General features: G+C 63.4%; 22 protein-coding genes and 1 tRNA gene. 14 read left to right on the top strand and 9 right to left on the bottom strand.

Annotated features, from left to right (window positions below):
* Positions 1-271 precede the first annotated feature (271 nt).
* From AX729_RS13470 to AX729_RS13455, 4 genes are all read right to left on the bottom strand, one after another.
* Entirely contained in the window at positions 272-1258 is a 987-nt protein-coding gene (locus tag AX729_RS13470; RefSeq protein WP_061023723.1) for an NAD-dependent epimerase/dehydratase family protein, read from the bottom strand.
* Between the two features lie 378 nt (positions 1259-1636).
* A complete protein-coding gene (locus tag AX729_RS40905; protein WP_061023721.1) occupies positions 1637-1891 on the bottom strand; it encodes a hypothetical protein in 255 nt (84 codons plus the stop codon).
* A gap of 331 nt (positions 1892-2222) precedes the next feature.
* Complete coding sequence (locus AX729_RS13460; protein ID WP_061023718.1) at positions 2223-6035, bottom strand: hypothetical protein; 3813 nt, start codon at positions 6033-6035, stop codon at positions 2223-2225.
* 170 nt (positions 6036-6205) lie between these two features.
* Positions 6206-6280, bottom strand: a tRNA-Gly gene (locus AX729_RS13455).
* Positions 6281-6552: 272 nt separating this feature from the next.
* On the opposite strand from AX729_RS13455, the gene trxA reads away from it, so the two are divergent.
* The 3 genes from trxA (at position 6553) to AX729_RS13440 (ending at position 8650) form a co-directional block, all read left to right on the top strand.
* On the top strand, positions 6553-7476 hold the full coding sequence (gene trxA, locus AX729_RS13450) for a thioredoxin (RefSeq protein ID WP_061023716.1): 924 nt from the start codon (positions 6553-6555) through the stop codon (positions 7474-7476).
* A gap of 32 nt (positions 7477-7508) precedes the next feature.
* Positions 7509-8183 (top strand): LON peptidase substrate-binding domain-containing protein, encoded by a 675-nt coding sequence (locus AX729_RS13445; protein WP_061023713.1) that lies wholly within the window; start codon positions 7509-7511, stop codon positions 8181-8183.
* A 269-nt stretch (positions 8184-8452) separates the two neighbouring features.
* The gene (locus AX729_RS13440; RefSeq protein ID WP_061023851.1) at positions 8453-8650 is read left to right on the top strand and encodes a Trm112 family protein; all 198 of its coding nucleotides are present in this window, start codon (positions 8453-8455) and stop codon (positions 8648-8650) included.
* A gap of 54 nt (positions 8651-8704) precedes the next feature.
* Here the strand turns inward: AX729_RS13440 and AX729_RS13435 are convergent, their stop codons facing one another.
* A complete protein-coding gene (locus AX729_RS13435; RefSeq protein ID WP_061023711.1) occupies positions 8705-9925 on the bottom strand; it encodes a ubiquinone biosynthesis hydroxylase in 1221 nt (406 codons plus the stop codon).
* 148 nt (positions 9926-10073) lie between these two features.
* Here AX729_RS13435 and tesB point away from each other — a divergent pair, with 148 nt between their 5' ends.
* Positions 10074-10937 (top strand): acyl-CoA thioesterase II, encoded by an 864-nt coding sequence (gene tesB, locus AX729_RS13430; RefSeq protein ID WP_061023710.1) that lies wholly within the window; start codon positions 10074-10076, stop codon positions 10935-10937.
* Here the strand turns inward: tesB and AX729_RS13425 are convergent.
* Both AX729_RS13425 and AX729_RS13420 read right to left on the bottom strand, forming a co-directional pair.
* Positions 10934-11779 (bottom strand): DUF4339 domain-containing protein, encoded by an 846-nt coding sequence (locus AX729_RS13425; protein WP_061023709.1) that lies wholly within the window; start codon positions 11777-11779, stop codon positions 10934-10936. The two genes, tesB and AX729_RS13425, sit on opposite strands and share 4 nt — an antisense overlap.
* Before the next feature lie 32 nt (positions 11780-11811).
* The gene (locus tag AX729_RS13420) at positions 11812-12735 is read right to left on the bottom strand and encodes a DUF4339 domain-containing protein (protein ID WP_061023707.1); all 924 of its coding nucleotides are present in this window, start codon (positions 12733-12735) and stop codon (positions 11812-11814) included.
* 239 nt (positions 12736-12974) lie between these two features.
* Between AX729_RS13420 and AX729_RS13415 the strand changes: the two genes are divergently transcribed.
* From AX729_RS13415 to AX729_RS13380, 8 genes are all read left to right on the top strand, one after another.
* Positions 12975-13313 (top strand): P-II family nitrogen regulator, encoded by a 339-nt coding sequence (locus tag AX729_RS13415; RefSeq protein ID WP_008142802.1) that lies wholly within the window; start codon positions 12975-12977, stop codon positions 13311-13313.
* 130 nt (positions 13314-13443) lie between these two features.
* Entirely contained in the window at positions 13444-14745 is a 1302-nt protein-coding gene (locus tag AX729_RS13410; RefSeq protein ID WP_061023706.1) for an ammonium transporter, read from the top strand.
* 308 nt (positions 14746-15053) lie between these two features.
* Positions 15054-15392 carry a P-II family nitrogen regulator gene (locus tag AX729_RS13405; RefSeq protein ID WP_008142813.1) on the top strand — a complete coding sequence of 113 codons (339 nt, stop codon included), beginning with the start codon at positions 15054-15056 and terminating at the stop codon, positions 15390-15392.
* 37 nt (positions 15393-15429) lie between these two features.
* Positions 15430-16878, top strand: coding sequence for an ammonium transporter (locus tag AX729_RS13400; protein ID WP_061023703.1), 1449 nt, complete (start codon positions 15430-15432; stop codon positions 16876-16878).
* A gap of 371 nt (positions 16879-17249) precedes the next feature.
* Positions 17250-18464 (top strand): aminotransferase class I/II-fold pyridoxal phosphate-dependent enzyme, encoded by a 1215-nt coding sequence (locus AX729_RS13395; RefSeq protein ID WP_061023702.1) that lies wholly within the window; start codon positions 17250-17252, stop codon positions 18462-18464.
* 9 nt (positions 18465-18473) lie between these two features.
* Entirely contained in the window at positions 18474-20951 is a 2478-nt protein-coding gene (locus AX729_RS13390) for a DNA translocase FtsK (protein WP_061023699.1), read from the top strand.
* 152 nt (positions 20952-21103) lie between these two features.
* Positions 21104-21862, top strand: a complete 759-nt coding sequence (locus AX729_RS13385) for an outer membrane lipoprotein carrier protein LolA (RefSeq protein WP_061023847.1) — start codon at positions 21104-21106, stop codon at positions 21860-21862.
* Between the two features lie 154 nt (positions 21863-22016).
* Complete coding sequence (locus AX729_RS13380) at positions 22017-22832, top strand: exodeoxyribonuclease III (RefSeq protein ID WP_061023697.1); 816 nt, start codon at positions 22017-22019, stop codon at positions 22830-22832.
* Positions 22833-22890: 58 nt separating this feature from the next.
* Here the strand turns inward: AX729_RS13380 and AX729_RS13375 are convergent, their stop codons facing one another.
* Positions 22891-23334 carry a Crp/Fnr family transcriptional regulator gene (locus AX729_RS13375; RefSeq protein ID WP_061023694.1) on the bottom strand — a complete coding sequence of 148 codons (444 nt, stop codon included), beginning with the start codon at positions 23332-23334 and terminating at the stop codon, positions 22891-22893.
* A gap of 60 nt (positions 23335-23394) precedes the next feature.
* Positions 23395-24081, bottom strand: a complete 687-nt coding sequence (locus tag AX729_RS13370) for a response regulator transcription factor (RefSeq protein ID WP_008142830.1) — start codon at positions 24079-24081, stop codon at positions 23395-23397.
* A 204-nt stretch (positions 24082-24285) separates the two neighbouring features.
* Here AX729_RS13370 and AX729_RS13365 point away from each other — a divergent pair, with 204 nt between their 5' ends.
* Together AX729_RS13365 and AX729_RS13360 are read left to right on the top strand one after the other, a co-directional pair.
* The gene (locus tag AX729_RS13365) at positions 24286-24855 is read left to right on the top strand and encodes a L,D-transpeptidase family protein (protein ID WP_061023692.1); all 570 of its coding nucleotides are present in this window, start codon (positions 24286-24288) and stop codon (positions 24853-24855) included.
* A 6-nt stretch (positions 24856-24861) separates the two neighbouring features.
* Entirely contained in the window at positions 24862-25647 is a 786-nt protein-coding gene (locus AX729_RS13360; RefSeq protein WP_061023690.1) for a 2-keto-4-pentenoate hydratase, read from the top strand.
* Positions 25648-25720 lie beyond the last annotated feature (73 nt).

Here is a 25720-nt window from a genome sequence, read left to right as displayed (position 1 = left end):
CACATCCGCCAGCGGTGAGAAGCGTATCGCGTGCACCGTGCTCGCGAGAAAATTGAGACGGAACGTCAACGAGGGCGAGCGCCGCGGGAGCAATGCTCTCGCTGCAACGCGAAATCAAAGTGGCGCGAGGATCATTTGCAGGCGGCGCTTGGGGCGGCCGATGCAAAAACGCGAAAACAACCCCATGCACAGTAGAACGGCTCAGGCCAGCCTGTTCCCGGTGAGACCGGACAGACGTTTGAAGCGTCGAGCAAAAACGCAATCGAGGCGCTTACGAGGCGACGGGGTAGGGCCCGTCGTCGAACACCGTGTCATGATAGCCTTTCGACCCGACCTCGCGCGCCACCGCACTGCGAAAATCGCGGTCACCTTCCAGGCAGCGCAGCACATGCGCGAAGTCGAATTCAGGCCGCCAGCCCAGCTCGCGCCGCGCGCGGTCGTTGACATAGACGCGGTCGATCGCGGCGAAGAGCCGCCAGCCGCGCTGCGCGTAGAGCTGCGCGCACTCCGGATAGAGCTCGCGCACGACACCGGCCGCATCGCGCGCGAGCGCGGCGAGATGACGCTGCTCGAACGGGCTGGTGGCCGAGACGATGTACCGGGCGAAACCGATTCCTGGCGCGCGCTCGGCGGCGAGCAGATGCGCGCTCACGGCGTCCGCGATGTCCAGCCGTCGATAGAGCAGCTCGTTGGCCTGCGCGTTCTCGAGCGCGTAGGCCGACCGCATCGCCGGATCGTCATCGTCCTCTGGAAAGAAGCGCGAGGTCCGCAGGACCACGACGGGCAGGGCGCGTTCGCGAAAGAACAGCTCGCAGAGAGTCTCGGCCATCAGCTTGGTCGTGCCGTAGATGTTCTTCGGGACGGACGGCAGATCCTCGGTGACCCACACCGCGGCCTGTCCCGCCTCGGGGCGAAGCTGCGAGCCGAACGCGCTGGTGGTGCTGGTGAAGACGAAGCTCCTCACACCGGCCGCCACGGCCGCCTCGAGCAAATTGAGCGTCCCGGTGACGTTGGTATCGACGAAGTCCTGCCTGGAGTGGGTCGCCACATGCGGCTTGTGCAGGGTCGCGGTGTGGATGACGGCAGTGACGCCCGTCATCTGGCGCCGCACGAAGTCGGGATCGACGATGGAGCCGACGGCATCGGTAAAGGGCGATGGCTTCAGATCGACCCCGCGCGCTGGGGAACCGCGTCCACCGAGCGTCCGCAGGATGGCCTCCCCGAGATGGCCGGCGCTGCCGGTGACCAGGATTGTCATTGCGAAACCCTACACACAGCTGGCCGCGACTCGGAAAACCAAGCTTCCATTCCAATGAATGTTGCGGTCGCGGCTCTCCAAGTCAATGCCGAAGCTGCGATTGAATTACCCGCCTTTCTGAGTACCTTGCCCGCCCTTGCGCTTTGCTTCTTGCGCTTCGTATTACGCCTTGCGCGTTGGATTGCTCGTCTCGCCTGCAACCGTGTCCGTGTTGACGCCATCCAACCCCGGCGCGCGCTTTATTGCGTCCGCAACGTCTTTCATTTGCGAGCGCTTTCGGATGAATGGTTTGAGGTAAGCGTCAAGCTTGCCCTTGCCTGGTTCTTCGGACGTTGCGCAGATTGCCGCGCCTCACAAAATCCCCGAAAGGATTAAACGTCACGGACGGCTTTCGCGAAGATAGCGCGCCTGAAGGCGTACGGCCTGAACACGGTCCAAGATTCCGGCGCGCTGGAGCGCGACAATGGAATTCTCGATCGGATCGAAATTCACGTCATCGCCGGAGAGCCGCGTCACGTGATGTGCAAAGACGTCGTTTGAGGTCACGACCACAGCGACGTTGTTCGCGGCCGCCAACCGCTGGATGACGCCAGCAGTGTACCCGGCTTTGTTCGCAGAACATTGGGCGGACATGGATGCTTCTACTATGGAAGATGGGGCCGGAAGGGCTGAAAGTCCATTGAGTTAGAGCCTTTGAAGACCCTGCGAGCCCGTAGCCCCCTGGCGACCCTCGAACTTGCTACCAACCTTCGTCCGAGGCAGTTGGGAAAACTTACACCGCAAAAGATGGTCAAGAGGCTCATCCCTGTTGAGCACATTTGCTGCCGTTTCGCCATCTGACACTTCTCACTTTCCTGCGCTACAAGTGCCCACCGATTTAGGGGAGGCTTGGGCTGGCCGCGAAAGAGGGTAACGATGCGCCGCATCGCTAAGATTGAGCCACGCTTGTCAAGCGATGCGCCCCCTATTCAAACCGCGCATTCCGCTGGCGGTCTTTGTCGGCCTCCTGTTGGCGTGCAACCTCGATCTGCGAATTGATCCGCTTTACTGCTTTCGCCTTTGCCTTCTGCAAGGTAGCGTTGTCGCCGACATCAAGACCTTCGAGAAGCTTTAGGCGACCGTCCATTTTCGTTGCCCAAGAACCGCTCCAGCTATTGAAGGACAGGCGCTGAACCATCTGCGCCAGCATACGTTCTGGGTCAGGCGCACGTTGGAGCAATGAGCCAGCAAGGGGAGTCCACTGCAGCGGGGCCGTATCGCTTTCCTTTTTGAAAAGAACCCCTATCGCGGCGACGATATCATATCGCGTGTTGGGACCGGCCTCGCACCATTCGATCAAGGCTTCGAGCGAAACGCCGTCAAGCGGACTTGCGCGTCGCCGCTCAAGAGCCGCGATGAAGCGGACGCCGTTTTCTACTGACTTGTCGTCGCCCGTAAACATCTCATCAAGCATTGCCACAGGCTGAACGGCAAGTAGCGCCTTGACTAGGCCTGGGTAGTCACCGGCGCCCAGCCGGTAATCGGTGGATGCTGCCGTCAACATATGCGCCAGCGCTTTTGCGACAGACGCTCCCTCAGCTCCAACAAGGCAGTTCGTTGCCACCAATGCAAGATCGTGGTCTTCGCGCTGCGCCCTCCGTCTAGAGGCACGAAGCTTGAACGTACCCAGCACTTGGCGTCCTGCTTCAATGGTTTCGGGGAGCGGGTCGCGCTTGCCGGCTCGATCCGAGAAAAGGCGCATAGAGATAATATGAAGCGCCTGGTCGAAACCACCTTCTTCAGAAATTGCCACGACAAGGTCACGGAAGGCCACGGCGGGAATATGGTCCGAAGCACGTCCCCACGCGAGGCTCGCGTACCTCTCTAACGGCGCCGAGCCCAATTCCAGCGACTGGTGAAGCCGGGCAACGCCTCGTTCGTCGATTGCTACGCAGGCTTGCAGGTACGGAAACCAAGGCGCCAAGGTCGGATCAGAAACAGCTTCATCGAGTAGAACGTTGACCTGATCCGGATTCGCCGACTGCAAGCCCGAGAGAAAGCCGCCCATGACGGTAACATTATCGTTCGGATTGGCGGCTAGGTGAGCAACTAGCGTGGTCCAGATCGCGACGGGCTCATCGGCACCTAGCGCTAGCGCGCGACCAAACGCGGCGAGGCGAGGTCCACCGGCGAGTAAATCCGGCAGAAGTGCCTCAAGGACGGTAGGGTCCGCCGCCACGTCTCTTCCTAGTTGCTCGACGGCGACGGCGGCTCGCTTTTCCGCAGCCTCGAAGTCGTAAGTATCAAGGTCTTCGGCGTCGTCCATTTCGTCGTAGCCGAGACCACTGCCGTGACTCTCCAGTACGATCCCACGTACTTTGGCAACGAGGTCCTTGGGTCGCAGAAACTCCTCTAACGCCTTGAGCTTATCCAATGACTCCGGTGAAAGCTGCTTGCCACCATGGGCACGTGTTTGTCGGGTGGCAATCCAACCGTCCCGCCAAAATCCATTCCCGGCGAAGGTTCGCGCCAATCGATCGAGGTCTTCGGCAAGCTTGGCATGGGCCCATAGGCCACGAAACCCGTTCGCAACGGCTCGCTTCGCAGGTTCCGCCGCAGGCAGACCAGTCGCGGCAATCTCCTCCGCGAGCTTAAGTGCCGAGCCGTACCATTCGACGATATCTTCGTCAGACCTAGGAAACGAGCCATGATCACGGGAGCGCGCACCGAACTCGAACAGGTATCCCGAGGAAAAATGGTCCGTCTGAAACATGGCCTCCAACGCTTCTGCTCCAAGAGCTTGCTGCTTGGGTTGCGGCGATCTGAGAAGCGTCTCGATAAGCGCAAGGCGCTGTTGAACGGTCGCATGAGTGCCTGAGAGATAAATGTGGCAAAACGACACGATCACGTGTCCTGCGTCAGCATCGATGCGAGAGTGGTCGGTTTCGACTGCGTGGAAGCGCAAAAGAAGAGCAATACCCCGCTCGAAGAACTCGGTGTCAAACGCAAGGGAACGGATAAGAGTGATGAAATGCTTGGTACGTTCCAACGTTGAATCATCCGCCTGGGCTATTGCGCGCTCAAGCGCAGCGAGTACGGCCTCCGGCATTACAGGCGCGACATTGTGGAAGATGGCGTTGCCGAGATCAGAAAGATTCAAAACGTCGTGCAGAAGTCCTCCCGGCGCGAGCCACGCTGCCACAATGGCACGCGCTTCCTTGCTGGTGTCGAGATAACCGAGCCGCCGGGAAAGGGAGCGCAACAATCGGTCGGATTTGCCGTTGATAATCGCCGTATCGATCCTTTGAGGCGGTATGTTTTGGAGCGCCATTGGCGCAAGCCGATTAGCGATGGCGTGGGGCAATACGGCCCGCCATACGCCGCGTTGTTGAACCAGATCCCGGCGGCGCAATTCAGCGACGCCCATGTACATCTGGTCGGCCGTCTTGCCGATGAGCGCGCCCAGAATTGGCAACTCCGCGTTCTCACCCTCCAGATCATGGCCCTGAAAAGAATAGACCAGCGAGCATACCTGGGCGATTAGGAGCAGGGATTCATCTGGCGGGTGGCGCTGTTGAATCAGCCGGACCAACAGGTTCGCATCACTCAGCCCCGCTATCGTCTCGTCTTTCTCCACGGTACCGGCAAGGGCGATCGCGATGCGCGCATTGCCGCCGGAAAACTCCGCGATCGTCTGGCGGTCGACCTGCGACAGTTGAGGGAAGCGGCGAGCAATGAGCTTTTCAATGAGGTCGTTGGAAGAGGCCTCCAGCGAAAAAACGGCGGTTCCTTCCGGCTGGTCCTCGCGAATATCATATTCGACCGTGATCACGCTCAGCGTGCTGCCGGAAACGCGGACGATCTCGGAAAGCTTCCGGTGCAGATCGGCCGGGCAGTTATCGATAACAAGGATCATACGCCGATGTTCGGCCAGTAGGTCCGCTGCAAGGCTCGCCGGTTGCGGGTCAGACGTATCGGCAGCGTCGGTATAGGCGGCGAGCGCCGGATCGAGCGCATTCGCTCCGATCTTCGCGTCGAACAGCGCTTCCAGTAAGCGGGTCTTGCCAACGCCGGACAGACCCACGAGGCGAACGACCTGGCCAGGAGTTCGAAGAACATCGCGAATGCGATTGATGCCATCGATCGCCGAGAACCCGTCGCCCTCGCCTTGGGTCCCAGTTCTTATCCTTGCCGCGTCGTCAGCGAGATAATCTGGATTGTTGGCATCCGGCGCGTGAGACCAGGCACCGTACGAACACCATCCCGGAATGGCCTTTCCGATCTTCTTGCGAACCCACGGGATGATGCCTGGATGATCGCGGACCCAGGTCGCAACTCGGCCTCTATCCAGAAAGTCTAAAGCAAGCTTGTCCGCATGCGGGACGCCTTGCATCGCCTCTGCCATCGCCGCGCGTCGGTCCTTCAACGCTGTGTCCGTGGTCGAACCATCGGCGCTCACCATAACGTAGGCACCGGACTCCTCAGCCAATGCGGCGATGGAGGGCCGTATCACGCCCTTGGGCCTCATCTCCTCAATGACGGCACTTCTTGGCATGTCGGATTTCTTGACTTGGAAACCCGTTGAAGGTCTCGAGACAAATCCTTCGATAAGGGTGGTGGCAGGAAGCGAGACGCGAACGTCGAGCCCGCCGTCTTTGGCATTCTGGTCGCCGCCCCAGGTGATGGCAGAAACAGGGAGCCCCCGGCGGCGCATTTCTGCTTCGCAAAGGATGCCGATAAGGCCGCGCAAGTCTTCGTCGCTCAATTCGGCAATATGGTCGCCGGTGATTTCAAACATGCCATTAAGGAATCAATCCGCCGGAACGCGACCATATAAGAAATCGCAACCTTCGGGAATCATTGCGCAGCAGGGGATCGTCCTGTCGACGCTCATTGGAAAATTTGATAATTGCTCCAAAGAGGAGCACTTCTCCACAGGAAGCGGTCCATTCTCGCTTGGAGAAAAATTGGAGCGGGCGAAGGGGCTCGAACCCTCGACCCCGACCTTGGCAAGGTCGTGCTCTACCACTGAGCTACACCCGCATCCTGTGTCGGTCGCGTGACGCGCCGGCAACGGCTGTCGTATGCCAAAAGCGGGAGGGGAATGCAACAGCTACCGGCGGCATCAATTCGCAATTGGAGGCCCCATATGGACCCTGAATGCGACCAAACCGCCCGAAACGGCTCCGGAACCGGCGAATCGGGTCGCCTGGATTGAAATTCGGCCGGCCCGGCCCAATTTAGGAGCCGACAACAAGCATATGATGTGGCGGCATGCTAAAGAGCCGCCATTCCAGACATGACGAGGGGATCCCGTGACGATCATCGACCAGGGTAACGGAGCGGCAGGCCCGGCTGCGGCCGACCTGATCAAGGACACCACCACCCAGACCTTCGTGAAGGACGTGATCGAGGAATCGAAGCGCCAGCCGGTGCTGATCGATTTCTGGGCGGAGTGGTGCGGCCCCTGCAAGCAGCTCACCCCCGTGCTGGAAAAGGCGGTGAAGGCGGCCAAGGGCAAGGTCAAGCTGGTCAAGATGAACATCGACCACCATCCGGCGATCCCGGGCCAGATGGGCATCCAGTCGATCCCGGCCGTGATCGCCTTCGTCAACGGCCAGCCGGCCGATGGATTCATGGGCGCCGTGCCGGAGAGCCAGGTCAACGCCTTCATCGAGAAGCTGACCAAGGGCGTCACTGCACCAGGCGAGCCGAATATCGCCGAGATCCTGCAGGAGGCCGAAGCCGTGCTCGCCGAGGGCGACGCCGCTGCGGCCGCCCAAATCTACGCAGAAGTGCTGCAGTACGAATCGACCAACATCCCGGCGCTTGCCGGCCTTGCGAAGTGCTACGCCGTCTCCGGCGCGATGGAGCAGGCCAAGCAGACGCTGGCCATGGTGCCGGAATCCAAGCGCAACGACCCGGCCGTGAAGGCCGTGCAGGCCGCGATCGATCTCGCCGAGCAGGCGAAATCGCTTGGGCCGGTCGCCGAGCTGGAACAGAAAGTCGCCGCAAACCCGCTCGATCATCAGGCTCGATTCGACCTCGCCACCGCGCTCAACGCGCAAGGCAACCGTGCCGCCGCGACCGAGCAGCTGCTCGAGATCGTCAAGCGTGACCGCAAATGGAACGACGACGGCGCCCGCAAGCAGCTGGTGCAGTTCTTCGAGGCCTGGGGCGGCACGGATGATGCAACCGTCGAGGGACGCAAGCGCTTGTCGACGATCCTGTTTTCGTAAGGACACTGGCAACGCCAGGGGGGACCGGGCAGATGCCGATCAACATCGAATATCGCGGGCCCGCCGACCTTCCGGAGATCATTCCGGTGTTTCCGCTGCCGGGTGCGCTGCTGCTGCCCCGCGGCCAGATGCCGCTCAACATCTTCGAGCCGCGCTACCTCGCGATGGTCGACGATTCCTTCCGCGACGGGCATCGCCTCATCGGCATGATCCAGCCCGACGTGGCGCACTCGAAGAATTCCGACAAGCCGGCGCTGTTCCGCGTCGGCTGCGTCGGCCGCATCACCCAGCTCGCCGAATCCGGCGACGGCCGCTACATCCTCGAGCTCACCGGCGTCGCACGCTTCAAGGTGCTCGAGGAGCTCGAGGTGCTGACCGCCTACCGGCAATGCAAGGTGGACTTCTTCGCCTTCGTCGACGACTTCACCGCGCGCATGGGCGAGGAAGAGGTCGATCGCGAGGCGCTGCTGACGGTGCTCGCTGACTTCCTGAAGGCCAACAATCTCAAGGTCGACTGGGAAGGCGTCGAGAGCGCGCCCAACGAGGCGCTCGTCAACGCGCTGGCGATGATGTCGCCCTACGGCCCCGCGGAGAAGCAGGCCATGCTGGAAGCGCCCGATTTGAAGACTCGCGCCGAGATCCTGATCGCGGTCACCGAGATGGACCTCGCCAAGAAGCGCACCAGCGGCGATCCTCCGTTGCAGTGAGCGGCGCGCGGTCCATCAGTCCAAGTCCAAGTAGAGGCGAGTGCGCAGTGGCTCTCAGAAAGGATCAGTAAGCGCGATGACGTTCATTGCGATCTCATGACACTCAAGGCCGGCGATGGGCGGGCGCGAATTTCTATGCTAAATCGCGATGCGATGAGGACAAATCGTCATCGCGCTTTAGGTTGTTGTTGAAGCATGATCTTTTCGGAAAACCGCTGCGCACTTTTCCGGATCATGCTTTAGAGGCAAGCCGACCGCCGGAGACCATCATGAACGTGACCACCGAACGTCCCGAAAACAGCGTCGACCCCAAATTGCTGGAGATCCTGGTTTGCCCGCTGACCAAGGGCCCGCTGGAGTTCGATTCTGCAAGGCAGGAGCTGATCTCCCGCAGCGCCAAGCTCGCTTATCCGATCCGCGACGGCATTCCGATCATGCTGCCGGAAGAGGCGCGAAAGATCGATTGAATGTGAGGGAGTAGCGAATAGCGAATGGATTCGCTCGCTACTCACCATTCGCCCTCACAACGCCTCGCCCTTCAACAGCCGCGGCACCTCGCCGGTGAGCCCCGCGGCCTGGCGGATGAAGAGATTCTTCAGCGGCGGTGCGCGGTCGACGAGGCCGAGGCCGATGTCGCGGACCGTGCGCAACAGCGTCGACTGGTTGGAGAACAGGAAGTTCAGCGAGTTGGTGGCAACGCCCATCGCCATGGTGTCGAAGCGGCGCCAGCGCTGGTAGCGTTCGAGCACGTCGGCGGCGCCGATATCCATGCCCAGCCGCGCGGCATCGACGACCACTTCCGCCAGCGCAGCGACGTCCTTCAGGCCCATGTTGAGGCCCTGGCCCGCGATCGGATGGATGACATGGGCGGCATCGCCGACCAGCGCGAGGCGCTCGGCGATGAAGGAGCGCGCAACGAAATACGACAGCGGAAACGCGCGCGGCTTGTCGAGCGTCTTCACCTCGCCGAGATGCAGGCCGAATCGCTGTTCGAGCTCGGCGTGGAATTCCTCGTCGCTGAGCGCAACGATGCGCGCGGCCTCGGCTCGGCGCTCGGTCCACACCAGCGACGAGCGCTTGCCCGACAGCGGCAGGATCGCGAAGGGACCCGCGGGCAGGAAATGCTCTTCGGCGCGGCCCTCGTGGTCGCGCTCATGGCCGACGGTGACGACGATGCCGGACTGGTCGTACTCCCAGCCATGGGTGGCGATGCCGGCGCGCTCGCGCAGCTTCGACCTTGCGCCGTCGGCGGCGACGAGAAGACTCGCCGCGACGACGCTGCCGTCACCGAGCGTCACGTCGATGCCTTCGGAACGCGCATCGTAGGAGGTCACGGCGGTTGCGCGAAGATCGATGCCCTCGGCCTCTGCACGCACCACCAGCGCATCGATCAGGCGGCGGTTCTCGACCATATGCGCGAAGGGCTCGCCCGGCGCGACATCGCCGGCGAAATTCAGGAACACTGGGCGGGTAGCATCCTCCAGCCTGGAATCGGTGACGACCATGTCGAGGATCGGCTGCGCGTCGCCCCTGACGTCGTCCCAGGCGCCGATCGCCTCGAACAGGCGGCGGCAGGCGGCCACGATCGCCGTCGCGCGCGGGTCGCGGCTCGGACGCGTGGCGAGCGCAGGATCGGCCACGATGACGGGGATGTCCGGCCCGAGCCCCTGGCGCAGCGCGAGCGCCAGGGCCAGGCCTGCAAACGCGCCGCCGCCGATGACTATGCTACCCTGTACCGACATATCCGACTTCCCGGCCAACGCTTCGCCTTTTCTTGGCCTTGCTAGCAGACTTGAGCTGGGCGAAACAGTGCGGTGAAACGAGGGCGGAACGGCCCGACTGTGTCATGCCGGACGATTCAACCGGGATGACGGCGAGAAAGTTCATTCCATGTCCAAAAGCCTGATCGACCTGATTTCGATCCTCGACCTCGAGCAGCTCGAGGTGAACCTGTTCCGCGGCAACAGCCCGAAGACGAGCTGGCAACGGGTATTCGGCGGCCAGGTCATCGGGCAGGCGATGGTCGCGGCCTGCCGCACCGTCGACGGGCGGCTGCCGCATTCGCTGCATTGCTATTTCATCCTGCCGGGCGATCCGCAGATCCCGATCATCTACCAGGTCGAACGCCTGCGCGACGGCAAGAGCTACTCGACCCGCCGCGTCACCGCTATTCAGCACGGCAACGCGATCTTCTCGATCATGGTGTCGTTCCACGCCGAGGAGGAAAGTGCGTTCGACCATCAGGACAAGATGCCCGATGTGCCGCCGCCGGAAAAGCTCACGGCGGAGGAGGTGGCGAAGCAGCCGATGTTCAAGGAGATGCCGGAGTTCATCCGCCGCTACTATGAATCCGATCGTCCGATCGAGCTGCGCCCGGTCGAGCTCGGCCGCTATTTCGGCCAGAAGATCGACGACGGCCGCATCCATGTGTGGATCAAGACCGCAGCAACACTGCCGGACGATCCGGCCCTGCACATGTGCGCGCTCGCCTACGCCTCGGATTTCTCGCTGCTGGATGCGATCATGGCGCGCTATGGCCGCACGCTGTTCGACAAGCGCATGATGCCGGCGAGCCTCGACCACGCGATGTGGTTTCATCGCCCCTTCCGCGCCGACGAATGGCTGCTCTACGCGCAGGATTCGCCGAGCGCGCAGGGCGGCCGCGGCCTGACCCGCGGCTCGATCTTCAAGCCTGACGGCACGCTGGTCGCCTCCGTCGCGCAGGAAGGCTCGGTGCGCGAACGGAAGTCCTAGGCTGCTGCCCTCGTGCGCTCCACGAGCTCGAATTGCGTCATGGTCCAGGTGAAGTACCAGCGCAACAGCCACGGAATCGGAATGATCAGAAGGCAACCCAAACCGAATGCCACGGTTCGCCAAAGCAGTTGCAGGCCCGTTGCGACGAAGATCATCTCACGTCGCGTTCCCACGATATTTCGACAGATCCACCGCACCCATGCGGCCAAGACCCATGCCCAGCCGATGATTGTGAACAGGGCGAGGAACATCAGGAGCTGCCAGCCGATGAAGGCCCAGGGGCTGCCGTTGAACGTCATCGGAATCGGCTGACCGTTCGAGTTCACATTGGCAACCACCCAGCGCAGGACCATCCAGGACAGGAATGCCTGCACCGGGATCGCCGCAAGCTGAAACAGGTCGCCGAGAAGTCCCGCATAGCCTGCCAGTGCCAGCGCCATGAAGACGTGCCAGATATCTCCGACTTGGCCGGCGAAGCTGATGTTCGGCCGCTGCGGAACGTAGACGCGCGGAAAGAGCCAGCGGTAGTAGCCGGTGGCGATCCACGGCGCCGGCACCACGACAAGGTTGCCGATCACCAGCAGGATGCACCAGCCCAGGAACGACCATAGTGGCAGGTCCACCGACAGCGGGCTTCGAGCGTCGCCGCTAGAAGCCGCCGGTAACTCGCCGGGCACCAGACCGGGGACTGCGCCGGCCTTTTGCCAGCCCGCCATCCCATCGGTCCAAACCAGTGTGTCCGATCGCACGATTCCTTTCACGATCAGGTCACGGAACTGGGCCTCCGGAAACGGCCCCGTCTGCTGGCCGGCGGATGCGTGAAACCAGGTTCGATTCGACATCTCGTCTGCCTGCTACCGAAAGCCAGCAGCCGTCACATGGTCGCCTGCGATCCGCGCACAACCAGCTCTGTCTGCGACGCGAACCAGTTCATGATCCAGCGATACACCCACGGAATCGGGATGATGAGGCTGCACAGGATCACAGCCACGATACCGCGCCAGAGGATGTCGAGACCGCTGCCCTTGAACAGGATCTCGCGGCGAGTGCCTTCGATGCTGCGGCAGAACCAGCGCATCTGGGCTGCGGCCACCCAGGCCCAGCCGATGATGGTGATGAGCGAGATCGCGAACAGCAGATTCCAGCCGATATAGGCCCAGATCGAGCCCGTGAAGCTCAGGCCCAGCGGCTGTTCGTTGGAGGCGAGATTGGCGACCATCCATTTGAGCAGAAGCCAGTAGAGGACGATCTGCACGATGAACAGCAGGTTGCTCAGGATATCGCTGCCGATGTAGCCGAGGGCGATCGCCAGAACGATGAAGCCGAAATACCAGGGCACCAGAGTCATGGCATTGCCGGTGAAGCCGAGGTTCGGCCGCCCCGGCACCCTCACGCAGGACACGATCCATTTCGTGTACCAGACGAACGCCCACGGCGCGGGGATGACGAAGATCATGCCGATCAGCAAGACGATGGTGCGCCAGGTGAACTCGAGGATGCCGAAATCGACCGAGAGCGATCCTCCGTCGCCGGCAGCAGCAGCATAGCCGCCAGCGCCGCCGTAACCAGCACCGCCCATCATCGGCGGGCCGCCCGCCGGAATCATCCCCGGCCTGATCGGCGGCGCGCCGCCGCCGATCAGGCCGGGGATTTCGCCCGCCTTCTGCCAGCCGGCCATGCCCTCGGTCCAGACCAGGGTATCCGGGCGCACGACGCCTTGGGCGACGAGGTCACGAAATTGCCCCTCCGGAAAGGGCCCCTGTTGCTTGCCCTCGGATGCGTAGAACCAACTCGCCATGTAGTGTCCCCCTCAAACATACTTATGTACCAGCCGGGACGCCTGGGTTCACCGCATCCATGCCAAAAATGCATTGTGGAGGATGAACGGTTGCCCTGTACAGAGGCGCCCATTCACCCGGCCAAACGTTTTTCCGCTTCAATCTGCAACTTTTTTATGCCATTTGCCCGGAAAGATGCCAGATTGACGCTGCGCCGGGGACATACGGCGCGGCGCATCCCGGGGAAACAGGCCTGACCATGAAACTCGTCGTCGCGATCATCAAACCCTTCAAGCTCGATGAGGTTCGTCAGGCGCTGACCGCGATCGGCGTGCACGGCATGACCGTGACCGAGGTGAAGGGTTATGGCCGGCAGAAGGGCCACACCGAGATCTATCGCGGCGCCGAATATGTCGTGAACTTCCTGCCCAAGCTGCGCATCGAGATCGCGGTCGCCTCCGACGTCGCCGACAAGGCGGTCGCCGTGATCACCGCGACCGCGCGCACCGGGCAGATCGGCGACGGCAAGATCTTCGTCACGCCGATCGATCACGCGCTGCGTATCCGCACCGGCGAGACCGACAGCGACGCGCTCTAGGTTTTTGGTTTGACGCGTTTTCTCGGCGCGAACCGGCAGCCACTTCGCTCGAAAACGCTCTGATAAATCTTCGATCGCACCGGGCAACGACGCCACAGCGTGCGACGTCATCACTGCTGGGGGAAACGACATGGCGGGATTGTTGCGCCGCGCGGCCTGTTTGGCCGCGCCGATCGGGCTTGTGTCGGCCATGGCGGCGCCGGCGCACGCCGCGCCCTCCGAGATCAACCCCGCCGACACGGCCTGGATGATCGTCGCCACTGCCTTGGTGCTGATGATGACGATCCCGGGGCTCGCGCTGTTCTACTCCGGCATGGTGCGCAAGAAGAACGTGCTCGCCACCATGGCGCAGAGCCTCGCCGCGGTGACGCTGATCTCCATTCTCTGGGTGGCGTTCGGCTATTCGCTGTGCTTCGTCGGCGACGGACCATGGATCGGCACGCTCGACCGCTGGTTTCTCGCCGGCATGACCATGGACAGCGTCAACCCTGCGGCCAAGACCATCCCGGAATCGCTGTTCATGCTGTACCAGATGACCTTCGCCATCATCACGGTGGCGCTGGTCGCAGGCTCGGTCGCCGACCGGATGCGGTTCTCCGCCTATCTTCTCTTCTCGGTCGCCTGGTTCATCTTCGTCTACATCCCGCTGGCGCATTGGGTGTGGGGCGGCGGCTTCCTCGCCAGCATGGGCGTGCTGGATTTCGCCGGGGGCCTCGTGGTGCACCTGTCGGCGGGCGCCGGCGGCCTCGTTGCGGCCAAGGTGATGGGGCGCCGTCACGGCTACGGCACCGAAAATCTCTCGCCGTTCGATCTCTCGCTCGCGGTAATGGGCACTGGCCTGTTGTGGGTCGGCTGGTTCGGCTTCAACGGCGGCTCGGCGCTTTCGGCGAACTCACGTGCGGTGATGGCGATCATCGCGACCCATCTTGCCGCCTGCGCCGGCGCGCTGACCTGGGGTGCGATCGAATGGTCGACGCGGCGCAAACCCTCCGTGCTCGGCATGATCTCCGGCGCGGTGGCCGGGCTCGGCACCATCACGCCGGCCTCGGGCTTCGTCGCGCCCTGGCACGGCATCGTGATCGGGATCATCGCCGGGGCGGTCTGCTACTGGGCCTGCACCTGGCTGAAGCACCGCTTCGACTATGACGATTCGCTCGACGTGTTCGGCGTTCACGGCATCGGCGGCCTGACCGGAACCCTGCTTGGCGGCGTGTTCGCGACCAGCGCCATCGGCGGCACCGCCGGCCTGTTGGAGGGCCACCCGCAGCAACTCCTGATTCAGTTCTACGGGGTCGCCGTCACCTTCGTCTGGTCGGCGGGCCTCAGCTTCATTCTGCTCAAGCTGGTCGGCCTCTTCGTGCCTTTGCGCGTATCTCGTGAGCAAGAGCTCGAAGGGCTGGATATTTCGCAGCACGGTGAAGCCCTGCAATAGGCGCCGACCCTACTTAATTACCTTGTCGCTGCCCGACACGTGAGCAACATTGTGTCGACAGCCTGTCATGCCTTCGTTTTAAGCAGTCATGACCACGTTTTGAGCGCGACGTAATAGCGCACTGCGCTGCGGTCCCCGTCAAAGGCGAAAACACCCGCTTTCATAGTCTGTTAGGCAACGCGCCCGATCTGGCACGGCATTTGATTCTAAGGGTCCCGGCTGTGCCCGCGTAGTGAACTCTCCCTCGTGGCGAACCAGTCGAGAACGCCCGGCCACGTCCGGACCGGGCCCAAGCGGGGATAGGACCCATGAAAATTGTTATGGCGATTATCAAGCCATTCAAGCTGGAAGAAGTCCGTGACGCCCTGACCGCCATCGGCGTTCACGGTCTCACGGTGACGGAAGTCAAGGGGTATGGCCGCCAGAAGGGCCATACGGAAATCTATCGCGGCGCCGAATATGCCGTGAGCTTCCTGCCCAAGATCAAGATCGAGGTCGCTGTCGCCTCCGACCAGGTCGACAAGACCATCGACGCCATCACGTCCGCGGCGAAAACCGGACAGATCGGCGACGGCAAGATCTTCGTCATCAACCTCGACCATGCGGTGCGCATCCGCACCGGCGAGGCCGATGCCGCGGCCCTTTGATTTCGCGCTCAACCTTATCCAATCAGGAGTAAATAATATGACGTTCAAGCGTCCCTATGGCGCGGGATTGGCGGCTCTCGCAGTCGGCCTGTTCGCTGCGACCGCAGCCTATGCCGAGCCAACGGTCAACAAGGGAGACAACGCCTGGATGATGACATCGACAGTGCTGGTGCTGTTGATGACGATCCCCGGCCTCGCGCTGTTCTACGGCGGTCTCGTCCGTTCCAAGAACATGCTCTCCGTCCTGATGCAGGTGTTCTACACCGTCTGCGTCGTCACCGTGATCTGGGCCGTGTACGGCTACAGCCTCACCTTCACCGGCGGCTCCGACTTCATCGGCGGCTTCTCCAAGGCCTTCATGATGGGCGTCACCACCGACACGAAGGCAGCGACCTTCTCGGTCGACGCCAACATCTCGGAGCTCATCTATGTCTGCTTCCAGATGACCTTCGCGGCGATCACGCCCGCCCTCATCGTCGGCGCCTTTGCCGAGCGCATGAAGTTCGCGGCGATCGCTCTCTTCGTCCCGCTCTGGGTCACGCTGGTCTATTTCCCGATCGCGCACATGGTCTGGTACTGGCAGGGTCCGGACCTGCTCCAGGATGCGGCCAAGGCGCTCGCTGCTGCGACCGACGCGGCGGCAAAGACCGCGGCGCAGGCCAAGCTCGACGAGCTCAACGCCGACGCCGGCTGGATCTTCAAGATGGGCGCGATCGACTTCGCGGGCGGCACCGTGGTGCACATCAACGCGGGCATCGCGGGCCTCGTCGGCGCACTCCTGATCGGCAAGCGCATCGGCTACGGCAAGGAGCTGATGGCCCCGCACTCGCTGACCATGTCGATGATCGGCGCTTCGCTGCTCTGGGTCGGCTGGTTCGGTTTCAACGCCGGCTCCAACCTCGAAGCCAGTGGCGGCGCTGCGCTCGCCATGACCAACTCCTTCGTCGCCACCGCAGCAGCCGCGCTGTCGTGGATGTTCGCGGAGTGGATCGTGAAGGGTCACCCCTCGGTGCTCGGCGTGATCTCCGGCGCTGTCGCGGGCCTCGTGGCCGTCACGCCTGCGGCCGGCTTCGCCGGCGTCATGGGCGCGATCGTCCTCGGCCTCGTGGTCGGCGTGGTCTGCCTGTTCTTCTGCACCGTCGTGAAGAACGCGCTGGGCTACGATGACTCGCTCGACGTGTTCGGCGTGCACTGCGTCGGCGGCATTGTCGGCGCCATCGGCACCGGCATTCTCGTCAACCCCGCCCTCGGCGGCGCCGGCATCATCGACTACACCGCGATCCCGCCCAAGGTGGCCGACTACGACTTCGCGGTCCAGATGCTCGCCCAGATCAAGGCCGTCTGCACCACGCTGGTGTGGTCGGGCGTTGGCTCGGCGATCCTCTACAAGGTCGTCGATGTGATCGTTGGCCTCCGCGCCAATGTCGAGAGCGAGCGTGAAGGCCTCGACATCACCGAGCACACCGAGCGCGCCTACAACATGTAAGTCTCCTCCCGGGGCGCGGTCTCGTCGAGGCCGCGTCCACAACTACGGTTCGGGCACATACCCGGCAATGCCCTGACCGTCGAGGGGCTCCAGCGCAAGCTGGAGCCCCTTTCTTTTGGATCGGACGTCGAGGATAGCCATTGCGCGCAGCCGGCTCGGAAATATCGCACGGTTCCTGGGCTCCGCATCGACGCGAGCTCGGAGAAATCGCGCTCCATCCGGTTGTCATCCGGCCTCATTATTCCCGCTCTGGACGCGGGCGGCGGCCGATGGTTAATCGCGTCTTAACCTCGCCCTATCTATGGTGAACTGAACCGCTTCCCGCCGGTGCTTTCGTGCGACCGGCTGTTCCAAGAGTGCTGGCGCCCAGAATGGCTATGACCGCTTCATCCCGTGCGCCGCAGGCCGGTGGAAGCTCCGATCCCGAACGCTCGCCCTTCGTCCGGCTGAACGAGCTGCTGGCCCCGCATCAGCCCGGCAAGCCCTTGATTTCGCTCGCGGTCGGGGAGCCGCAGCATCCCGTGCCTGACTTCGTCGGCCCGGTCCTGGCCAAGCACATCGCCGATTTCGGCCGCTACCCCGCGAACAAGGGCACCGACCCGTTCCGCCAGGCTGCAGGCGCCTGGCTGTCGTCGCGTTTCAAGCTGCCGCGGCCGCTCGACCCCGAGAACGAGATCCTCGTGCTCAATGGCAGCCGCGAGGGCCTCTTCCTCGCCGCGATTGCGGCCGCGCGCTATGTCGGCCCGCGTCCGGGCAAGCCCGCGATCCTGATGCCGAACCCGTTCTACCCGGTCTATGGCGCCGGCGCCCTCGCAGCAGCTTGCGAGCCGGTGCATCTGCCGACCACCGTCGCGAACGGCTTTCTGCCAGATCTCGACGCCATCGACGAGGTGACGCTGGCGCGCACGGTGGCGTTCTACCTGGCTTCGCCGGCCAATCCGCAGGGCTCGGTTGCCAAGCCGGACTATTTCAGGCGGTTGAAGCAGCTCGCCGACCGCCACGGCTTCGTGATCCTCAGCGACGAGTGCTATTCCGAGATCTACACCCGCGACGCTCCGGGCAGCGCGCTTGAATGCGCCGGACCTGATTTCACCCGTGTGGTGGCGTTCCAGTCGCTGTCGAAGCGCTCAAACCTGCCGGGCCTGCGCGTCGGCTTCGCCGCCGGCGACAAGAAGTTCATCGGCATGTTCCTGGAGCTGCGCAACATCGCGGCGCCGCAGGTACCGGTGCCACTCCAGCACGTCGCAACCGTCGCTTACGGCGACGAGACCCATGTCGAGGAGAACCGCAGGCTCTACCGGATCAAGTTCGATCTCGCCGACCAGATCATCGGCAATCGCTACGGCTATCGCCGGCCCGACGGCGGCTTCTGCGTCTGGCTCGACACGTCGGCGATCGGCGATGACGTCTCCGTGGCGCTGAGACTCTTCAAGGAAGCTGGCGTGCGCGTGGTGCCCGGCAGCTACCTGGCGCGGCTCCAACCCGACGGCTTCAATCCCGGTGCGGGCTACATTCGCCTCGCGCTGGTGCAGGATGGCGAGACCACGGCGCAGGCGCTGCACCGCCTGGTCGAGACTCTGGGTTAGGCGGGGCCCATGAGCATGTCGGCAATCGAACGTGTCTTCCCACTGGTCGGCCATCTGCCGCCCTCGATCCGCGAGGGTCTGGCGCGGCGCATGCGCGAGCTCACCGGGCTCGGCCTGATCGGGCTGGCCGGCATCGCCTCGGCGGGGCTGATGACCTGGTCGGTGCAGGATCCCAGCCTCAGCCACGCGACCTCGCGGCCGATCCGCAACATCCTCGGCTATGCCGGCGCCATCGGCGCCGACCTCGCGATGCAGATCTTCGGGCTCGGCGCGATCATGCTGGTCCTGACGGTCGCGGTGTGGGGCTGGCGCATGATGACGCATCGCCCGTTCGACCGCGAAGCGCTGCGGCTCGGCTCCTGGATCCTCTGCACCGTCATTGCGGCAGGCTTCGTCAGCTGCTGGCCGCATGGCGGCGCATGGCCGCTGCCGACCGGCCTCGGCGGCGTGGTCGGCGACGCGCTGGTGCGCGCGCCCGCGGTGATCTTCGGGCCGGCCGGCACGATCTATCGCATCGTGCTGGGCACCATCCTGTTCGCCGCGATGGCGGCGACCTTCCTGATCGCCTGCGGCCTCGGCGCGCGCGAACATGACGACGAGCTCGCGGAGATCGAGGACGAGGACAAGCCGCTCGACGAAGACGAGGAGAGCGATCGCGGCTCGGTGTCGCTGGGCTGGCTGTTCCACGCCTTGATGAGCACCAAGGCGCGGCTGATCTGGCTCCTCAGCGCCGCCTACCGTTCTCTGGTCTCGAGTGGACCGAAAACCAAGGCCGTTGGATTCAGCCGCCAAGAGCCGAATCTGGGCGGCGGTCGCGCCGCGCCCCCGATCTCGCCGCAGTCCGAAGACGCGGACTACGAGGACGAGCACGAAGAAGAGGAGGACGAGGAGGAGGAAGAGGAGCAGCCCGCCGCGCGCGCCCCGCGCAAGAAGCCTGCACCGAAGGCCGCGGCCAAGAAGTCCTCCGACAAGTTCGACCTTCCCTCGGTCTCGATGCTGGCCGCGCCGAAAGCCGGCGATCGCCAGCCGCTCAGCAAGGCCGAGCTGGAGAACAATTCCCGCTCGCTCGAGGGCGTGCTGCAGGATTTCGGCGTGCGCGGCGAGATCGTGAAGGCCAATCCCGGTCCCGTCGTTACGCTGTACGAGCTCGAGCCCGCGCCTGGCATCAAGTCCTCGCGCGTGATCGGCCTTTCCGACGATATCGCCCGCTCGATGAGCGCGCTGTCGGCGCGCGTCGCCGTCGTGCCCGGCCGCAACGCGATCGGCATCGAACTGCCGAACGCGCATCGCGAGAAAGTCTATTTGCGCGAATTGCTGGTGGCCAAGGAGGCGACCGACACGGTGGCAAAGCTGCCGCTGTGCCTCGGCAAGACCATCGGCGGCGATCCCGTCATCATCGATCTCGCCCGCACGCCGCACATGCTGATCGCGGGCACCACCGGCTCGGGCAAGTCGGTCGCCATCAATACCATGATCCTCAGCCTGGTCTACCGGCTGCGCCCGGACCAGTGCCGGCTCATCATGGTCGATCCGAAGATGCTCGAACTCTCCGTCTATGACGGCATTCCCCACCTGCTCACGCCCGTCGTGACCGATCCGAAGAAGGCGGTGGTCGCGCTGAAATGGGCCGTGCGCGAGATGGAAGAGCGCTACAAGAACATGGCCAAGCTCGGTGTGCGCAACATCGACGGCTACAATACGCGCCTGCTCGAACTGAAGGCCAAGGGCGAGGAACCGACGCGCACGGTGCACACCGGCTTCGACAAGGAAACCGGCAAGGCGATCTACGAGGAAGAGAAGCTCTCGCTCGACCCGCTGCCCTACATCGTCATCATCGTCGACGAAATGGCCGACCTGATGATGGTCGCGGGCAAGGACATCGAAGGCGCGGTGCAGCGTCTCGCTCAGATGGCACGCGCGGCCGGCCTCCACGTGATCCTGGCGACGCAGCGTCCGTCGGTCGACGTCATCACCGGCACCATCAAGGCGAACTTCCCGACGCGCATCGCCTTCCAGGTCACCTCCAAGATCGACAGCCGCACCATTTTGGGCGAGATGGGCGCCGAGCAACTGCTCGGCCAGGGCGACATGCTCTACATGGCCGGCGGCGGCCGCATCAGCCGCGTGCACGGACCTTTCGCCTCCGACGAGGAAGTCGAGAAGGTGGTGCGTCACCTCAAGACGCAGGGACAGCCGGAATATCTCGAAGCTGTTACCGCCGAGGAGCCGACCGAAGACGAGGACGGCGCCGTGTTCGACGCCACCGGCATGGGCGGGGATGGCGGCGGCGATCTGTTCCAGCAGGCGGTTGCGATCGTCAAACGCGACCGCAAGGCCTCGACCAGCTACATCCAGCGCCGCCTGCAAATCGGCTACAACCGCGCCGCATCGCTGATGGAGCGCATGGAACTGGAGGGCATCGTCGGTCCCGCCAACCACGCCGGGAAGCGCGAGATTCTGGTCGAGGAAGAAGACAGCCATATGTGAGGCGAGCGCCTCAAGACATAATTTCACGCAAAATCGATATCTGCTTTTGCCCGAATTCACGCTAAAAAGGCGCCCAGCCACGTTAGGACGACGCGTTGATCAAACATCCGGACATTCGATTCGCTGCCACCATCGCCGCGCGAAGCGCGCGCGTGGCCGGCGTGCTTCTCGTCACCGCCGCGATTGCGACTGCGACCTCGTTCGCGCAGACCGTGCCCGTGCCGAAACCCGCGCCGAAGGGACGTGACGGTACTCAAGCCGGAGGCGGTGGACCCGCAGTCACCGGCGCGACGCAGACGCCGCCCAATCCGGTGATTCCGGATCCGCGCCGCAACGTGCCGAGCAGTATCTTCCAGACCTTCGATGCCAACCAGAAGGCCCAGGCCGCCAAGGTCAGCGCCTATCTGTCGTCGCTTCAGACGCTGGTCGGGAATTTCGTCCAGGTCGGTCCCGACGGCAGCAAGACGCAGGGCGATTTCTACATCCAGAAGCCGGGCAAGGTCCGCTTCGAATATGACGCGCCGAGCCCGATCGACATCGTCGCGGACGGTTCCTCGCTGGTGGTGCGCGACCGCAAGCTCGCGACCCAGGACGTCTATCCGCTGTCGCAGACGCCGCTGCGCTTTCTTTTGTCCGACCGCATCGATTTGATGAAGGACACCAACGTCGTCAACGTCTCGGCCGATGACGTCTTCGTCAGCGTCACCATCGAGGAGAAGCAGGCGCTGGTGGGCACCAGCCGGCTGCTCCTGATGTTCGGCGCCAAGGACGGCCAGCTGAAGCAGTGGACCGTCACCGATCCGCAGGGCTACGACACCACGATCGCGGTCTACAATCTGGATTCGAGCAAGAAGCTCGATCCCAGCATGTTCAAGATCGATTTCACCAATTACGGCCAGTCGCCGGGATAGGTGCGTAGGGTGGGTTAGCGCAGCGTAACCCACCACTGTTTGTCGCCGCGGCTCCAGAAGTTGGTGGGTTACGCCTTCGGCTAACCCACCCTACCAATCCACGCCTGTGGACAAGCATTCCGCCCTTAGCAATCCATGCTAAGACGCATCTCCCATGCGTCTTTCCCTGACAACCTGGAACATCAATTCGGTGCGCCTGCGCATCGATCTGGTCGCGAAATTCCTCAAGAGCGCGCGGCCGGAGGTGTTGTGCCTGCAGGAGACCAAGTGCATCGACGACGCCTTTCCGGTGAAGCGCTTCAAGCGGCTCGGCTATGAGCATGTCGCGCTGAACGGACAGAAGGGCTATCACGGCGTCGCCATCGTCTCGAAGATTCCGTTCGACTCGAAGGACATCCGCACCTTCTGCGACAAAGTGGATTCGCGCCACATCTCGGTGTCGTTCGGCGAGAAGGCCGGCATCGCAAAACCGCTGGTGCTGCATAATTTCTACGTGCCCGCCGGCGGCGACATTCCCGATCCCGCGCTGAACGAGAAGTTCGACCACAAGCTCCGCTTCCTCGACGAGATGAAGGCATGCGAGCCGCTGCATCCGCGGGGAGACGATCGCCACGTCCTGGTCGGCGATCTCAATGTCGCGCCGCACGAGAACGACGTCTGGTCGCACAGGCAGCTGCTGAAAGTCGTCTCGCACACGCCTGTCGAAACCGAGAAGCTGAAGGCTGCGCTCGCCGCCGGTGAATGGGTCGACGTCGCGCGCGAACGCATCCCGATGTCGGAGAAAGTCTATACGTGGTGGAGCTACCGCTCCGCCGACTGGACCGTCGGCGATCGCGGCCGCAGGCTCGATCACATCTGGGTCTCGCGCGCGCTGAAGGACGCGGTCCAGGATTTCAGGATCCTGCGCGACGCGCGGAGCTGGGAGCGGCCGTCGGACCATGTGCCTGTCACGGTGACGCTGGAGGTATAGCCTCCCTTCATTCCGGGCTCGCGACTTCGTCGCGCCCCGGAATGACAAGTTGAGAGATTCAGGACGTCAGCTTCGCGCCCGCCATCAATATATCGCTCGCGATCTGGCTGGAGCGCACCGCGAACTCGTCGCGAAGGCGCACGGCGGCGGCGGGATCGCTTTCGAGAACGCGCTGGAACAGGCTGCGCGCGACCCGGATGACGGAGGAATGCTCCAGCGCGATCGCGCTCGATGGCCGCTTCATCGGCACCACCAGTGCGAGCTCGCCGATCAGCGCGCCGGGGCCGGCGATCATCTCGGCGCCGGCGCCGTCCTCGACCCTGAAAGCGCCGCGCTGGACCACGAAGCCGGCGTCGGCATCGTCGCCGAGATTGAACAGAACGTCGCCGCGGACGAAGTCACGCTGCTCGGAGCCGATCGCCAGCATGCGCAACGAGGCTTCTCCCAACAGGCGCAGTGTCGGGACACGCTCGAGAAGCGCTACGTCGTCGTCGATTGACATTCCGGTCCGTGGCTCGAGGAACGCGCCAATTTACGACGAATCGCGCGTTTCCGGAACGTATCACGGCACTAGCTTGTAGCCACCGGCTTCCGTGACCAGGATCTCCGGGTTGGCCGCGTCCTTCTCGATCTTCTGGCGAAGGCGGTAGATGTGGGTTTCCAGCGTGTGGGTGGTCACGCCCGAATTGTAGCCCCAGACCTCCTGCAACAGGGTCTCGCGCGACACCGGCATCTGGCCGGCCCGGTAGAGGAAGCGGAGAATCGCCGTTTCCTTCTCGGTCAGCCGCACCTTGCGCGCATTGGCCGCGGTCAGCATCTTCGAGCCGGGACGGAAGGAGTAGGGGCCGACCGAGAACACAGCGTCCTCGCTGGCCTCGTGCTGGCGAAGCTGGGCGCGGATGCGGGCCAGCAGAACGGCGAAGCGGAAGGGTTTTGCAACATAGTCGTTGGCGCCGGATTCCAGGCCCAAGATCGTATCGGAATCGGTATCGTGCCCGGTCAGCATGATGATCGGGGCCTTGAAGCCGCCCTTCCGCAAGGAGCGGACAACCTCGCGGCCGTCGGTATCGGGCAGGCCGACATCCATCAGAACCAGATCGGGGGAGTTGGCCTTGGCGGCGCTGGCGCCCTTGGCGCCGGTATCGACCGCGGAGGCTTCGAACTCTTCGTGTAGCGATAATTGCTCCACCAACGTATCGCGCAGATCGGTATCGTCATCCACGATCAGGATCTTGCGGGCATTGGCCATAGGGGGTCATCCTTTTAGCGTCCGGCTCGGCGCGCAATCCATGCCGCACCCAGCCGCGAGGGGAAGTTTTGGGGTCGCCGTTGTTATTGTTGTTCGTGTTGAAGTAGTGGGCGGTTACCGATTCACAAGCCAGAAGCACTCTAACCCAGAATAGCAGGGCGGTTTGATGAATGTCCTGTAATGAATTCGACATTGCATTTTCACATGAAAAATAAAGCAACTTCAGCTGGTTACACCAGGATTCGAAGCGCCGGGCCGCTCGCCGCGATCCGCGTTAAGCCTGCCGCCGGAAATCCGCGCCGGGGCTGTCTGACGGCCGGAGCGCTGACCATACCGGTTGCGCTGGGGCGGGGCGGCATTCTGGCCAACAAGCGCGAGGGCGATGGCGGCACCCCCCGGGGCAGCTTCCGTCCCAGGCGGCTGTGGTGGCGGGGCGACCGGCACAGTCGCCCCCGGACCTTCCTGCCGGCCCGGATCATCACCGGCGAGGACGCCTGGTGCGAGGACCCACGGGACCGTCATTACAACCAGAGAATCCGGCTTGGCGAGGGGCAGGGCGGTGACCGGCTCAAGCGGGCGGACCATCTCTATGACTTTATCGTCGAGATCGACCACAACACGAGACCGCGCATCGCCGGCCGCGGCAGCGCGGTGTTCCTGCACCTGGCCCGGGACAATTTCGGCCCGACCGCGGGCTGCGTTTCCATGACGAAATCTGCGATGCTGCAATTGCTGCGGCGCTTGGGCCCGCGAACAAAAATCATCATCGGGTGAGCTTGCATGCTGGACAAGGATCAGATCGCCGCCGCCTCAGAGATCCTGGTCAAACACTGGCGCGACGGCACCAAGCTTGACGCACTGGAGCCCCGGTTGCGGCCACAGAGTCGCGCCGAGGGCTACGCCATCCAGGCAGCGCTGGAAAGACGATCGAGCGGCAAATTGTTCGGCTGGAAGATCGCGGCAACGAGCGAGGCCGGACAGAGGCACATCAATGTCACGGGACCGTTGGCCGGGCGCATCATGAGCGACACATTGATTGCCGATGGCGGCACCGCTTCGATGAAGGGCAACGAGATGCGCGTCGGCGAACCGGAATTCGCCTTTCGCATGGGGCGCGACCTGCCGCCGCGCGCGACGGCCTACACCGTTGACGAGGTGCTCGCCGCGGTCGGGACCCTGCATCCCGCGATCGAGATTCCGGATTCGCGCTTTGTCGATTTCGTCGGCGCGGGCGAGGCGCAGCTCATCGCCGACAATGCCTGCGCCCATCTGTTCGTGCTCGGTCCGGCGACGGCGGCGGACTGGCGTGCGATGGATCTCGTCGAGGAACGACCACAGATCACGCTGCGAGGCGAACGCTTCACCGGCCACGGCAGGAACGTGCTCGGCGATCCCCGCGTTGCGCTCGCCTGGCTTGCCAACGAGCTGCGCGAGCTCGGCCTCACGCTGCGGGCAGGGGAGGTGGTCACCACAGGCACGTGCCATCCGCCGCTGCCGATCCAGGCCGGCGATCATTTCGCGGCAGACTTTGGCGTGCTGGGGAAGGTGTCGGTGGGGTTCGTTTAGGCGCGGCACGCTACGCCGTCATTGGGTGCCCATCTCACTCTCCACCCGTCATTGCGAGCGCAGCGAAGCAATC

Origin of the sequence: Bradyrhizobium sp. CCH5-F6, assembly GCF_001556045.1 — a bacterium.
Taxonomy (GTDB): domain Bacteria; phylum Pseudomonadota; class Alphaproteobacteria; order Rhizobiales; family Xanthobacteraceae; genus Bradyrhizobium.
This window is presented reverse-complemented; position numbering and strand designations above follow the sequence as displayed.